The following is a 14,031-nucleotide window of genomic DNA, read 5'->3' as shown; positions in this document are numbered from 1 at the left end:
CGGACCATGCCCACCAGCACGCGCGGCCTGAACGTCTCGGTCACCGACCTCGTGCCGCCCTGGCGCACGCGCGGGCGGCCGGTGGTCTTCCACCACGGCATCGGCACCAGCATGGACATCTGGGCGGACTGGCTGCCGGTGATCGCCCCGCACCACGCCTGCGTGCGCTTCGACGTGCGCGGCTTCGGCGCCTCCCCCGTCCCGCCGGAGGGCACAGCGTGGTCGATGGACGAACTCATTGACGACCTGTTCGACGCGGCGGAGGCCGCCGGCCCCGGCCCGGTGCACCTCGTGGGCGAGTCCATGGGCGGCACGGTCGTGCTGGCGGCGGCGCTGCGCCGGCCGGAGCGGGTGGCGACGGTCACCGTCAGCAACGCCTCCTTCACCGGGGGCGGCATCGGCCAGCTGGGCGGCTGGCGCGATCTGTTCGCCACGGGCGGCGTGATGGGCTGGAGTGCGCGGATGAACGAATGGCGCTTCGCCCCCGGCGCCCTCGACCCCGCGCGCGCGGCGTGGTTCGGCGCCGAGCAGGAGCGCACGAAACCGCACGTGGCGCTGGGCCTGGGCGACCTGCTGGCCGGCACCGACCTGACGGACGCCCTGCCGTCGCTGGCCCGGCCGCTGCTGGTGCTGTCACCGGACTCCAGCCCCTTCGTGCCGGTGCGCCTCGCCGCCGAGCTGAAGGAGCGCGCGCCGGACGCCGAGTTGCGCGTCTTCCCCGGCGTGCGGCACGGCCTGCCCTTCTCCCACGCCGGGGAGTGCGCCCGCACCCTCCTCGACTTCCTGCAGCGGCGCGAACCATGACCGACGCTATCGCTTTGCCCGCCGGTTCCGTGGACGCGCACGCCCACGTCTTCGGCCCCATGGACTGCTACCCCGCGGTGCCCGAGCGCAATTACGATCCCCCGCCCATGCCGCTGGAGCGGCACCTGCGGCTGCGCGCGCACCTCGGCACGGCGCGCACCGTTCTGGTGCAGCCCAGCGTCTACGGCACCGACAACCGCGCCATGCTGGACGCCATGGCCGAGGGCGGCGACAGCTTCCGCGGCGTCGCCGTGATCGACGGCGGCGAGCCGGACGCCGACCTCGCCGCCATGCACGCGGCCGGCGTGCGCGGGGTGCGCATCAACCTGCTGTTCCGCGGCGGCGTGCCGCTGACGGCGGCCCGGCGCATCGCCGAGCGCGTGGCGCCGCTCGGCTGGCACATGCAGTTCCTGGTCGACGTCTCCGCCACCGAAGGGTTCGCGGCGGTGGTCGAGCGGCTGCCGGTGGAATCGGTGGTCGACCACATGGGCCACGTCCCCGCCGCCAAGGGGCCGGAGGATCCGGGCTTCCGCGCCCTGGCGGGCCTGCTGCGCGAGGGGCGGTGCTGGGTCAAGCTGTCCGGCAGCTACCGCATGTCGCGCCGTACGGCTGCCCCCTTCGGCGACGTCCGCGCCTATGTCGACGCGCTGCTGGACGCCAACCCGGACCGGCTGGTCTGGGGCAGCGACTGGCCGCACGTCGGCCTCCCCTTCCCGGCCCCCACGCCCGACCAGCTGCGGGCGGAGCTGCTGGACTGGCTTCCCGACGCCGGGCTGCGGCAGCGCATCCTGGCCGACAACCCCGAACGCCTCTACGACTGGAGACACGCACCGTGAGCGACGCCACGAACGACGGCACGAATGACGGCATGAAGACCATCGGCATCGGCTTCCATTTCGAGGACCTGCCGGTCGGCACCCGCTTCAAGACGCTGGGCCGCACCATCACCGAGGCCGACCTCGTCGCCTTCGTGAACCTGAGCTGGCTGACGGAGGAGCTGTTCACCAACGCCGACCAGCGCGGCGGCATGGCGATCCGCGGCCGCGTCGTGCCGGGCGCCCTGGTCTACTCCTGCGCCGAGGGGCTGCTGACGCCCAGCATGCAGGACACCGGGCTGGCCTTCCTGCACGCCGAACTGAACGTCAAGGGCCCGACCTTCGTCGGCGACACCATCCACGTGGAGTGCGAGGTGATCGAGGCGCGCCCCACCTCCAAGCCCGGCCGCGGGCTGGTGCGCACCAGCAACCGCGTGGTCAACCAGCGCGGCGAGACGGTGCTGGCCTACAATCCCCTGCGCATGCTCAAGGGCCGCTCCGGCGGGTGACCGGCCGGACCCGTCAGACGCCGCCGGCGTGCTCGAACGGGTAGTTGAGGGTCGCGCGGGCGAAGTCCTCGACGTTGCTCATCAGGCGGTCCGACAGCGCCGCCGCCTCGTCGGCGCTGCCCTCGGCGACGGCCAGCATCAGGTCGGCGTGCGTCCGGGCGCCGCCGGTCAGGCTGCCGGTCTGCGTGTGGTAGTTCTGGAACCAGAAGCGGCGCGACAGCGAGCGGAGCGGGCGAATGGTCTGGGCCGCCACCGGGTTGCGGGCGCAGTGGTCGAGAAGCTGGTTGAACTCCTGGTCCAGGTGCATGAACCGCGTCCCGTCGCCCTGGCGCGCCGCCTCCAGCATCGCCTCGGCGATGCCGCGGCAGCGATCCCGCTCGGACGGGGTGGCGAAGCGGGCGGCCCGGCGCGCGATCAGCCGTTCGAGTTCGCGCCGCACGTCCAGGACGTAGAGCAGCAGCTTCACGTCCACCTCGGTGATCATGATGCCGCGCGACGCGACGACGGTGACCAGCCCGTCCGTCTCCAGGCGCTTCAGCGCCTCGCGGACCGGCGTCCTGCCGATGCCGATCCGGGCGCCGAGCTGCTTTTCCGACAGGAAGCTCCGCGGAGGCAGGGTGCCGGAAACGATCAGCTCCTCAATCTGGGCGTAGGCCTGGTCGGCCAGGGACCCTTCGGGCGCGGCGGCTACCGGCTCTCTCACGGCGGCATCTCCCAACCATGCTGCGATGGCATGCTGCGATGGCCTCGACTGCGGATGGCCCCGCAGCCGGGCCACGCCACGGCTGTAGCGCGGACCGGCTGCGGGCGCAAGCCGCCACCGCCGGGTCATACCGGCGGCAGGCGCGGCCGGGTCAGGGCTTCCGGATCAGCGGACACTCGCTTTCCGACAGGGGCCGCGCCGCGTCGGCCCCGGCCACCACGCCGAGCTGCTTGTAGTAGTCCCACGGCCCCTTGGATTCCGACGGCTTCTTCACCTCGAACAGGTACATGTCGCGGATGACGCGCCCATCCTCGCGCACCCGGCCGTCCTTGGTCATGAAGTCGTTGATGGGCGTCGCCTTCATGGTCTCCATCACCCTGGCGGCGTCGGTGGTGCCGGCCGCCTTGATCGCGTTCAGGTAATGGGTGACGGCGCCGTAGTCGCCGGCGTGCACCATCGTCGGCATGCGCTTGAACCGCTCGGCGAAGCGCTTGGAGAAGGCGCGCGTGGCCTCGTTCTGGTCCCAGTAGAAGGATTCGGTCAGCACCAGCCCCTGCGCGGTCTCAAGGCCCAGCGCGTGGATGTCGGACAGGAAGATCAGCAGGCCGGCCAGCGTCTGCCCCTGCTGGACGATGCCGAACTCCGCCGCCTGCTTGACGGTGTTGATCAGGTCGCCGCCGGCGTTGGCCAGTCCGATCACCTTGGCCTTGCTGCCCTGCGCCTGCAGAAGGAAGGAGGAGAAGTCGGCCGTGTTCAGGGGATGCCGCGACGCGCCCAGGACCTTGCCGCCGGCGGCGGTGACGAAGGAGGCGGTGTCGCGTTCCAGGGACAGGCCGAAGGAATAGTCCAGCGTGATGAAGTACCAGCTGTCGCCGCCCTGCTTCACCACCGACCGCCCGGTGCCCGCGGCGAGCGCGTAGGTGTCGTAGACCCAGTGGATGCCGTTGGGCGAGCAGGCCTTCCCCGTGAAGTCGGACGAACCGCCGGCGGTGGCGATGACGACCTTGTTCTTGCGCTTGGTGATCTCCTGCACCGCGAGCATGACCGCGGAGTTGGGCAGGTCGATGATCATCTCGACGCCCTGGTTGTCGTACCAGTCGGCGGCGATCTGCGCGCCGATGTCCGCCTTGTTCTGGTGGTCGGCCGCCAGCACCTCCACCGGCCGGCCAAGGACGGAGGAGCCGAAATCCTCCACCGCCATCCGCACCGCCTCGACGCTTCCCGGACCGCTGAGATCGGCCAGCGAGCCGGAGAGGTCGGTCAGCACGCCGATGCGGATGGGGCGCTGGTCCTTGGCGGGCGTCTGCGCGGCCAGCGGACCGCCGGCGAGGATGGCCAGTGCGGCCGCCGCCGTCATGCAGCGTTTCAGCATCGCCTTCATCGTTTCCCTCCCATGGAATGGCATTTTGAGTGGCGTCGTGGATCGTCGGCCGGACCGTTCAGTCGTGCATCGTCACCACGGCGCGGACGACGTCGCCGCGCTCGACCGCGTCGAAGGCGTCGTTGATCGCGTCGAGCGGAAGACGGCGATCGATCAGGCCGTCCAGGTCGAGCCGCCCGTCCAGGTAGGCCCGCGCGTAGGCGGGGAAGTCGTCCGCGGCCTTGGCGCCCCCGAGGCTGGAGCGGACGATGCGCCGTTCCCCGGTGATGGAGCCGAACCGCAGGGCGATCTGCCGGTTGGGGTCGGTCTTGCCGAGGATGGTGACCGTGCCGCCGGGCCGCGTGTAGTCGACCGAGGCCTGCAGCGTACCGACCACCCCCGCCGCCTCGAAGGCGTGGTCGGCCCCGCGCCCACCGGTGACGGCGCGGATGCGGGACAGCACGTCGATGCCCTCGGCCGCCTCGATGGTGTGGGTCGCCCCCATGGCGCGGGCGCGGTCCAGCTTGTCGGCCCGGCGGTCGATGGCGACGATGGCGCCGGCACCGGCCAGGCGCGCCCCCTGCACGACGTTCAGCCCGACCGGGCCGCAGCCGACCACCACGACGCTGTCGCCCAGTCCGACCCTGGCGACGCGCAGCACCGCCCCGACGCCCGTGATGACGCTGCACCCCAGCAGGCAGGCGCGGTCGAACGGCATCTCGTCCGGCACCGGAATGGCGGCCGCCTCGGGCACCACCGCGTATTCGGCGAAGGACGAGACGCCCAGGAAATGCCCCACGGGCTCGTCGCCGTTCCTCAGCCGGGTGCGGCCGCCGGACAGGGTGGCGTCGCGGTGGTTCGGCACCACCTGCTCGCACAGCATCGGCTGGTCGCGGCGGCAGAAGTAGCATTGGCCGCAGCTGGCGTAGATGGTGCACACCACGTGCTGGCCCGGCCGGACCCGCTGGACGGCGGAGCCCACCGCCTCCACCACCCCGGCGCCCTCATGTCCCAGCACGACGGGGACCGGCACGGCGAAGGCGCCGGTCATCGCCTCCCGGTCCGTGTGGCACAGGCCGGCGGCGTGCATGCGGATCAGCACGTCGTTCGGCTCCAGCGGGGTGACGCCGAGGCGCTCGATGGACAAGGGCGCTCCGATCTCGCGGAGGACCGCTGCCCGGAACCGGGGCATGCCCATCACGGTCACTCGGCCGCCGCGGCGCCGGCCGCCGCGGCCGACCGCAGGATCCCGTCGTCGGGACCAAGCTCCAGCGGCGTGTGGTCGCGCGACACCACCCACGCGGGCCGCGGGTTCTCCACCCCGGCCGGGCGGTTGGAGACCTGGTTGTAGACGGTGTAGATGTGCCAGCGGGAATGCCGCGACATGTTGTGGCCGGAGCCGTGGACGATGTTCGGATGGAACAGCACCACGGTGCCCGGCTTGCCGGTGATCGGCACCGGATCGCCGAGCGTGGTCATGATGTCGATGAGCTGCGGCTTGGGAACCGTCCACAGCTTGTAGGAGGTGGTCGTTTCGTCCAGCACCGGGTCGAGCCGGCCCAGCTTGTGACTGCCGGGAATGAAGTACAGGCAGCCGCCGATCTCGGTCGCCTCGTCCAGCATCAGCAGGGAGGTGGTCATGTCCGGGCGCGGCACGCCGTCCGTCTGCCAGTAGCCATAGTCCTGGTGCCACTGCCAGATGGCGCCGTCGATGGCATCCTTCAGGTTGCATTTGGTGTGATAGACGTAGACCGGCTCGTCCTTCAGGACCTGGCGGGCTGGCTCCATGATGCGCGGCAGCGTCGCCAGCGCCTGGAACGGCGGCGACGCCGTCGGGCCGTTCGGGTCGTGGACCCGGAACACCGAGCGGACGGTGCCGCTCTTCTCCCGGATCACGCCTTCGGCATCGGTCCGGGCGACCCGGTGCAGGTCCCGGCGCAGGATTTCGATCTCCTCGCGGGACACGAGGCTGGGAAACACCAGGAATCCGCGATCGTCATATTCGGCCAATTGGGCGTCGGTCAGCTTCATCGGGCATCCTCCTTGGGCCGCGCGCCAGAGCGGCAGAGTGTCAGGGCGCGGGACACTGCTGATATGAGTCCGATATATCGGCAGGATATCGGAATACCCGAGCGTGTCAATCAAGAATGTTCGTTTCGCAAACTAATGATTTGGGAGTCGGCGAGCGCGCGCCGGCAGCGGCCATGGACATGGCCGGACGCCGCTCCGCGGGCCGGGCAGCCGGCCATCGCCACAAGCGCCTGGGCTGTGATCACGTGATGATGCGGTCCGGTTCAACCGTGACCGCGGCGGCGGCGAGGCCCGCCGGCAGCGTCGGCAGAGCGCTGGTCGCGACCAGCGACAGCGCGGGAAGCGGAACCGCCGCCGTCAACACCGAATGCGCGACCGAATGCGCGACCGAATGCGTGGATGAGCCCGCGTTCGCGTCCGTTGACGGTTCACCTCACCCAGGGTCCCGCAACGCTCCCCCGGACACGCTCTTCGCCTGCCACATGGACCGATAGGCCTGCTCCAGGGTGCGGGCGAATGCCGGAGCATCGCACAGCGGCGACCCCCGAAGCGTCGAGCGCAGGTTCGAGCGCAGGTCCGCAAGACCAGCCGCATCATCCACCAACGCAGCCGCCTTTGCGATGTAGTCCGCAGGGCTGTCGGCCACGAGCCGGTCCGCCAGGCCAACCGTCTCCAGAAAGCTGTCACCGATCCGGCCGGCCCACCGGTCACCACGCAGCGTCACGACCGGCACCCCCATCCACAGGCTCTCCGCCGTCGTCGTTCCGCCACCGAACGGCATCGGGTCCAACGCGACGTCGATACGGCTGTACGCGGACAGATACTCCGAACGGGACGACTCCCCTTCCATCCGCAGGCGGTTCGCGCCGACGCCGTGGGCGGCGAACCGGTCCAGCAGAGCCTGACGCACGCCCGCATCACCGAACTGCCGGGCCTTCAGCAGCAGGCGCGCCTGCGGCAGCGTCTTCAGCACCTGCGCCCAAAGCGCCACGGTCGCGGGGCTGATCTTGGCCCGGTTGTTGAAGCACCCGAAGGTGACGCAACCCGTGGTGAACAGCGGCGGCGGTCCGACGGGCACGTCCTCCGTGGGCGGCGTGAAGCACAGATAGCTGCCCGGCAAGCGCCAGACGGACTCCGTGAAAAACCGCTCCTCTCCTGGAGGAACCACATGACGGTCGGCCAGGATCCAGTCGATGCTCCGCAGGCCGGTCGTGCCGAAATAGCCAAGCCAGGTGACCTGCACCGGAGCCACGCGCCGGGCGAACAACGTCAGACGGTTACCGGCCGTGTGGCCGGACAGGTCGACCAGCACGTCGATCCCGTCCCGCCGGACACGCTCTTCCACCGCGTCGTCACCGACGCCGACGATCTCGTGCCAGCCGTCCGCCAGGGCGCGCAGCCTGTCGGTCAGTCCGTCGCATCGGCTGTTGTTGGCATAGCCAACGACCTCGACCCGGGACCGGTCGTGCGCGGCAAGGACGTTTTCCAGAAAGTAGCCCACGGGATGGCTGTTGAAGTCTCCCGACACATAGCCGACCCGCAGCGGCCGTTCGGGCGCGCGGGGAGCGGCATAAAGGCCGGGCTTGGCATAAAGGTCAGGTTCCGCCGGCCGCCCATGGCGTGCCGCCCAGTCGCACGCGGTGCTCAGGAAGTCGGCGTTTCCGCACTCCATGGCGTAATGCTGAGCCATGAGGAGGTTGCTGTGGGCGGCCGCATAGGCGGGGCGGTGGGTCAGGGCCATGCGGTACGCGGCGAAGGCCTCGCCCGGCAGGCCCTGCTCCTTGAACGCGTTGCCCAGGTTCGACCAGGCTTCGGGAAAATCGGGCCGGAAGCGGAGGGCGACGCGGAACGACGCGGCGGCTTGGCTCAACAGGCCCTTGGCCTGGAGCGCGTGACCGAGGTTGTTGTGCGCCTCGGCATGGTCCGGCTTGTGCTGGATCGCGGCGCAGAAGGATGCGATGGCCAGTTCCAGTTCGCCGACAGCCTGCAGGATGGCGCCGAGATTGGAATGCGCCTCGGCGAAATCGGGCCGGATGGCGATGGCGCGGCGGTAGGCGGCGATGGACTCGTTCGGCCGCCGCAGGATCTGGAACAGATTCCCAAGACAGAACTCGGCGTCGGCATGGTCCGGGTTCAGGCGAACGCAGGCACGGAAGGCGTCCACGGCATCGTCGAACCGGGACCGCGCCATCAGCGAAACAGCAAGATTGTAGTGGAACTCGGGAGCCTCGGCGATGGCGAGCGCAACCCGGATGAAGGCTTCGCAGGCCTTGTGATCGCCCTTCTCCGCGTGCAGCACGCCGAGAAGGTGCCAGGCGTTGCCGTCGGCCGGATCCTGCACCAGCAGACGGCGATACAGCGCTTCGGCTTCCGCCCAGCGTCCCGCCTCATGGCGGCTCAGCGCGTCGGCCAGCGTCGGCCCGGAGGACGTCGAATCCATCATGGACGGCTTGGCCCTCATCGGGTTTCGGTGACGCGCGACGGGGGGCAGCGGAGCTAAAGGTGCGGGGCGGTGCCGATGCACCGCCCCGTCACGCTCAGCCGCCGCTCCCCACGACGAGAATATCGTTGGCGCTCAATGTCCGCACGTTCAGCGTGGCGATGGCCACCGCCGCCCCGGCGCCCACGCCGTCGGCGTCGAAGGACAGCACGCCGGTGCGCGTGCTGAACACGAACTGGGCACCCGTGGTGGCCGGGTTGTCCAAGGCGAAGTGCCGCGCCGACAAGGCACCCGCCTGGATGCCGCCGAAGTTCGGGCCGACCACGGCGATCTTGTCCACGCCGGCTTCGAAGTCGGCGACCATGTCGCCGCCCTCTTCGGCGGCGCCGATGCGGAACACGTCGGCCCCCTGCCCGCCGTACAGCGTGTCCGCACCCAGGTTGCCGGCCAGCAGGTCGTTGCCCTGGCCGCCCCACAGCACGTCGTTGCCCTGTCCGCCGAACAGAGTGTCGTCGCCGAGCTGGCCGTACAGCGCGTCGTCGGCCCGGTTGCCGTACAGCACGTCGCCGTCCTGCCCGCCGAACACCGTGTCGCGGTCCTGGCCGCCGAAGATGGTGTCGGCGCCCTGGTTGCCGTAGACGAAGTCGTCCTGCTGGTTGCCGTACAGCACGTCGTTGCCGATGCCGCCGGTCACCGTGTCGGCCCCCTCGTCGCCCCACAGCTGGTCGTCGCCGCCCTCGGAGCCGACGAAGTCGTTGCCGCCGCCGCCGCGCAGCGTGTCGTCGTCGGCGCCCAGCACGATGATCTGGCTGCCGCTGTCGCCGACCACCATCTGGCTGCCCTCGCCGCCGCCGACCTGGACGTCGCCGACGATGGCCGCGAACTCGACGTTCTGCAGCTGGAGAACGGTGCCCTTGGGCAGGTTGCGCACGTCGATGACGATGGCCTGCTGCTGCGTGCTCCCGGCGGCCGGGGCGGTGCCGGTGATGACGATGGGTGCCGTCGGCGGGGCCGCCGGGTCGGCGACCACCGGGATGATGGTGCGCACCGTCAGGTTGGTGGCGGGCGGCAGCACGTCCAGGAAGGTCTGCCCGACGCTGGTCATCCTGGCCTTGTCGTCGGGCTGGTTCTCGGTGCGGTTCCGGATGGCGCGGATCAACCCGTCCAGGCCCGTTCCGGCGCCCGTGGCCGCCGTTGTCGAGGTTTCCACCTGCAGGCCGACGCCGACGGGCAGGCTGGCTTCCAGCAAGGACTGGCCGGAGGCGGTGTCCTTGGCCAGCGGAATGTCGGCGTTGCTGGTCTTGGCGTTCTCTTCCAGGCGCGTGGCCGTGACGATGGGGATATCGATTGTCTGCGTCACCGAGCCGTCGGACGTGACCTGGGTGGTCTCCCGAATCACGACGCCGTCGACGGTCTCGGTTTTGGTGGTGGTCTGCGCCCCGCCCGGCGGGGGCGGATCGTCCTGCGGTGGCGGGGGTGCGCTTGCGGTGGTGAAGTTGTAGGAGGTGCCGCCGCTCAGGCCGTCGTAAATGTTCCCCGCCAGGTCGGTGACCGCCCCCGAGGCGATCTCCAGGTAGTACGACGTCGAGTAGTCCAGCGTGGCGTTCGGATTGACGGTGATCTGGCTGCCGGAAACGGTGACCCGCGCGTCGGTGATGGCGAAGGTCTCCACCGCCGTGCCCACGCCGGTCTTGTACAGCGTCACGTTGCCGCTGCCGGATTGCACCGGCTCCGAGAACGTCAGCACGAGGTTCTGCGTGATGCCCACCCCCGTGGCGTCGTCGGCTGGGTTGGCGGAGAGCAGCGCCGGCTTGTTGACGTCGATGGTGTCGCCAGGCTGGCTGATGGCGGTGGTGTAGGCGGTGTTGGAGTTGTTGGCGCTGTCGGTCAGCACGAGGTTGACCGGGATGTCGGCGCCGGCCGCCACGTCGGTGCCGCCGGCGGTGACCGTGAATGTGGCGGTGTAGCTGGTGTCGCTGACCTTGCTGAGATTGCCCAGCGCGAAGCCGCCGATGCTGCCGCTGCCCAGCGTGTAGGTGTCGCTGTCCGACGTCACGCTGATGGTGGCGGTGACCACGTCGCCGATCTTCATCGCACTGTCGGGAATCGAAACCCCGGTGATGGACGGGGGCGTCGCGTCGAGGGCCTGCGTGCGCGAGGAGGTCGCGGTCTGCGTGGAGCTGCCGTTGCTGTCGTTGGCGGTGACCACGACACGAACGTACTTCGACGCATCGGACCCGGTCAGGGTGTAGCTGCTGCTGGTGGCCCCGCTGATCGCCGTCTCGTTGGTGCCGCTGGAGCTGTCGGCCCGGTACCACTGGTAGGTGTAGCTCAGCGTGTCGCCGTCGGCATCGCTCCAGGTGCCGTTGGTCGTGCTCAGCGCGCTGCCCACCGTCGCCGTGCCCGACACGCTCGGCACCACGCTGTTGGTCGGCGCCGAGTTGGTGATCGCCGCGTAGGCCGAGGTGGCCGTCTGCGTGCCGCCCTGGCCGTCGTTCGCCGTCACCACCGCGCGCAGGTACTTGTGCGCGTCCGCGGTGGTCAGCGTGTAAGAGGATGCCGTGGCCCCGCTGATCGACGCGAGGTTGGTGCCGTTGGTGTCGTCCGCCCGGTACCACTGGTAGGTGAAGGTGCGGCCGTCGCCGTCGGCGTCGCTCCAGACGCCGTTGGTCGTGCTCAGCGCGTTGCCCACCGTCGCCGTGCCCGACACGCTTGGCACCGCGCTGTTGGTCGGCGCCGAGTTGGTGATCGCCGTGTAGACCGACGAGGCCGTCTGCGTGCCGCCCTGGCCGTCGTTGGCGGTGACCACCACGCGCAGGTACTTGTGGGCGTCCGTCGTGGTCAGCGTGTAGCTGGAGGCCGTCGCCCCGCTGATCGACGCGAGGTTGGTGCCGTTGGTGTCGTCGGCCCGGTACCATTGGTAGGTGTAGGTCAGCGGATTGCTGTCCGGATCGCTCCAGGTGCCGTCCCCCGCGCTCAGCGCGTTGCCCACCGTCGCCGTGCCCGACACGGTCGGCACGACGCTGTTCGTCGGCGCACCATTGGACGCCACCACCGGTGCCGAATAGGCCGATGTGGCTGTCTGCGTTCCACCCTTGCCGTCGTTGGCGGTCACCACGACGCGCACGTACTTGTTGAAATCGCCTAACTGCAGCGTGTAGCTGGCGCTCGTCGCGCCGGTGATGGACGCAGAGCCGGCGCCGTTGGTGTCGCTCGCCCGGTACCACTGGTAGGTGTAGGTCAGGCTGTCGCTGTCCGCGTCGGCCCAGGTGCCGGTCGCAGCACTGAGCGCGTTGCCCACCGCCGCCGTGCCCGACACGCTCGGCACCACGCTGTTGGTCGGCGTGCTGTTGGTGATCGCCGTGTAGGTCGAGGAGGCGGTCTGCGTGCCGCCCTGGCCGTCGTTGGCGGTGACCACGACGCGCAGGTGCTTGTGCGCGTCCGCCGTGGTCAGCGTGTAGCTGGCCGCCGTGGCGCCGGTGATCAACGTGGCGTCGGTGCCGTTGGTGTCCTCCGCCCGGTACCACTTGTAGCTATAGCTCAGCGGGTCGCCGTCGGCGTCGCTCCACGTGCCGTTGGTCGCGGTCAGGACGTTGGTCACGGTGGCCGTGCCGCTGATCGACGGCACCGCGCTGTTGGTCGGCACCGCGTTGCCGGGGGCCGCACCCTTCACGCCGACCTTGGTCGGCGCCGTCGTGAGGTTGGGCGTGCTGTTGGAGGCTTCGGTGACGAAATAGACGTCGTACGTCGTTCCAGTGATCAGCCCGGTGACGGACGGAATGCTGCTGGTGAGTGGGCCGGCGCCGAAGGCGAAACTGCCGGACTTGAGCGCCGCCCCGCCACCCGACGCCGTGCCGGCCTTGACCTCCGCCACGGTCGGCGCGGCGGCACCGTCGGACACCACCACGTAGCGGATGGTGCCGGCCCCGTTCAGGCTGGCTGGCAGGCCGAAGCCGCCGATGGCGGGGCGGGATGCGGACGGGAGTGCTGCCTCCGCGAAGCCGGCGACACCATACCCGCGGCCGGAGGGCAAGCCGTCGTTTGCCAGGGCGGCCGCATCCCCACCCCGAGCCGACATGGTGCGCCACCCCGCGTCAAGGTCCGCCATCCCCTACCCCCTTGGATATCCACATAGGCCCGGAGTGCCAAACAACGGCGTGCGGCGCAAGCAATGAATTGTTGCGAATTTAAACGGATGCCGCAGCTTTTAGCTGCGGTATTCGCCCGCCGCGTCCGGCGCAGCGGCGGATACCCGCCATTCGACAGCCGGTGTGCAAAGACGCACATCACCGGGCCACCGCCCCGGGGCTTAGCCTTGGCCCATGTTCCCATGAAGCGAGGGTTGAGCGATGAAACGATGGTTGTTCCAGATGGCCGTGGTGGCGGTCGCCGTGCTGGCGTGGAGCGGTGCGGCGGGCGCGGCCGACAAGGTCGGCGTCGTCCTGATGCACGGAAAGAAGGGCACGGCCGAGCACGTGCAGACGCTGGCGACCGATCTGATCGGCGCCGGCTATCTGGTGCTGACGCCCGACATGCCGTGGTCGCAATCCCGCGCCTACGAACGCACGCTGGAGGAGGCGCACACGGAGATCGACGCCTGGGTCGCCGACCTGCGCGCCGACGGCGCCACCCGCATCGTGGTGGCCGGCCACAGCATGGGCGCCAACATGGCGATGGGCTACGCCGCCACCCATTCCGGCGTCCACGCGGTGCTCGCCCTCGGACCCGGCCAGACGGCCGACACCCCCAACTTCCGCAGCCGGGTGAAGGACAGCGTGGCGTTGGCCCGCACCATGGTCGCCTCCGGCCGCGGCGACGCCGCCGCGGCCTTCGAGGACCTGCACCTGGGCAAGCTGAGCACCGTCACCGCCACGGCGCGGGTCTACGCCAGCTACTTCGATCCCGAGGGGCTGGCGGCGATCGCCTCGGTGGCGCCGCGCATCGGCGTGCCGGTGCTGTGGACCGTGGGCACGGCCGACAGGAACCTGATGGACCTCGGCCGCGCCTATGCCTTCGACCGGCTGCCGGCGCACCGGCACAACGTCTACGCCGAGGTGGCGTCCGACCACATGGGCACGCCCGACGCCTCGCGCACGGTGGTGCTGGGATGGCTGCGGCAGGTCTTCGGCGAGCCCGGCCAGGGGTCGTGAGGCGGCGCGGTTTACAGCCCGCGGGGGCGCCGCCTAGACTGGACCGGGGTGTGCGCACCCGCACAGGCCGGGGCACGTGCAGGGCATGGATTGGGAAAACGTGAAGTTCTTCCTGGCGGTCGCCAGGGAGGGCACGCTGGCCGGGGCGGGCCGGGCGCTGGCGGTGAAGCACTCGACCGTGCTTCGCCGCATCGCCGCGTTGGAGGACGGCATCGGCAT

General features: G+C 70.3%; 11 protein-coding genes. 5 read left to right on the top strand and 6 right to left on the bottom strand.

Annotation, left to right across the window (positions count from 1 at the left end; genetic code table 11):
• Positions 1-6 precede the first annotated feature (6 nt).
• From VED21_RS00930 to VED21_RS00920, 3 genes are read left to right on the top strand one after another with little or no spacing between them, the layout of a single operon-like run.
• Positions 7-804, top strand: a complete 798-nt coding sequence (locus tag VED21_RS00930; protein WP_324880425.1) for an alpha/beta hydrolase — start codon at positions 7-9, stop codon at positions 802-804.
• Positions 801-1,640 carry an amidohydrolase family protein gene (locus VED21_RS00925; RefSeq protein WP_324880424.1) on the top strand — a complete coding sequence of 280 codons (840 nt, stop codon included), beginning with the start codon at positions 801-803 and terminating at the stop codon, positions 1,638-1,640. The genes VED21_RS00930 and VED21_RS00925 overlap by 4 nt, the downstream gene beginning before the upstream one ends.
• Complete coding sequence (locus VED21_RS00920; RefSeq protein WP_324880423.1) at positions 1,637-2,128, top strand: acyl dehydratase; 492 nt, start codon at positions 1,637-1,639, stop codon at positions 2,126-2,128. The genes VED21_RS00925 and VED21_RS00920 overlap by 4 nt, the downstream gene beginning before the upstream one ends.
• 13 nt (positions 2,129-2,141) lie before the next feature.
• Here the strand turns inward: VED21_RS00920 and VED21_RS00915 are convergent, their stop codons facing one another.
• The 6 genes from VED21_RS00915 to VED21_RS00890 form a co-directional block, all read right to left on the bottom strand.
• A complete protein-coding gene (locus VED21_RS00915) occupies positions 2,142-2,831 on the bottom strand; it encodes a GntR family transcriptional regulator (protein WP_324880422.1) in 690 nt (229 codons plus the stop codon).
• A 151-nt stretch (positions 2,832-2,982) separates the two neighbouring features.
• Entirely contained in the window at positions 2,983-4,212 is a 1,230-nt protein-coding gene (locus tag VED21_RS00910; RefSeq protein WP_324880421.1) for an ABC transporter substrate-binding protein, read from the bottom strand.
• A gap of 58 nt (positions 4,213-4,270) precedes the next feature.
• Positions 4,271-5,338 (bottom strand): alcohol dehydrogenase catalytic domain-containing protein, encoded by a 1,068-nt coding sequence (locus VED21_RS00905; RefSeq protein WP_324880420.1) that lies wholly within the window; start codon positions 5,336-5,338, stop codon positions 4,271-4,273.
• A gap of 56 nt (positions 5,339-5,394) precedes the next feature.
• Positions 5,395-6,222, bottom strand: coding sequence for a phytanoyl-CoA dioxygenase family protein (locus VED21_RS00900; RefSeq protein ID WP_324880419.1), 828 nt, complete (start codon positions 6,220-6,222; stop codon positions 5,395-5,397).
• A 433-nt stretch (positions 6,223-6,655) separates the two neighbouring features.
• Entirely contained in the window at positions 6,656-8,665 is a 2,010-nt protein-coding gene (locus VED21_RS00895) for a tetratricopeptide repeat protein (protein ID WP_324880418.1), read from the bottom strand.
• A 94-nt stretch (positions 8,666-8,759) separates the two neighbouring features.
• Positions 8,760-12,770: a beta strand repeat-containing protein gene (locus tag VED21_RS00890; RefSeq protein ID WP_324880417.1), complete on the bottom strand. Its 4,011-nt coding sequence runs from the start codon at positions 12,768-12,770 to the stop codon at positions 8,760-8,762.
• Positions 12,771-13,011: 241 nt separating this feature from the next.
• Here VED21_RS00890 and VED21_RS00885 point away from each other — a divergent pair, with 241 nt between their 5' ends.
• Both VED21_RS00885 and VED21_RS38940 read left to right on the top strand, forming a co-directional pair.
• A complete protein-coding gene (locus tag VED21_RS00885) occupies positions 13,012-13,812 on the top strand; it encodes an alpha/beta fold hydrolase (protein ID WP_324880416.1) in 801 nt (266 codons plus the stop codon).
• Positions 13,813-13,897: 85 nt separating this feature from the next.
• Positions 13,898-14,031, top strand: a 134-nt coding sequence (locus VED21_RS38940; RefSeq protein WP_414638145.1) for a LysR family transcriptional regulator, incomplete at its 3' end; no start/stop codon positions are given.

Origin of the sequence: Azospirillum sp., assembly GCF_035627195.1 — a bacterium.
Lineage (GTDB): Bacteria > Pseudomonadota > Alphaproteobacteria > Azospirillales > Azospirillaceae > Azospirillum.
This window is presented reverse-complemented; position numbering and strand designations above follow the sequence as displayed.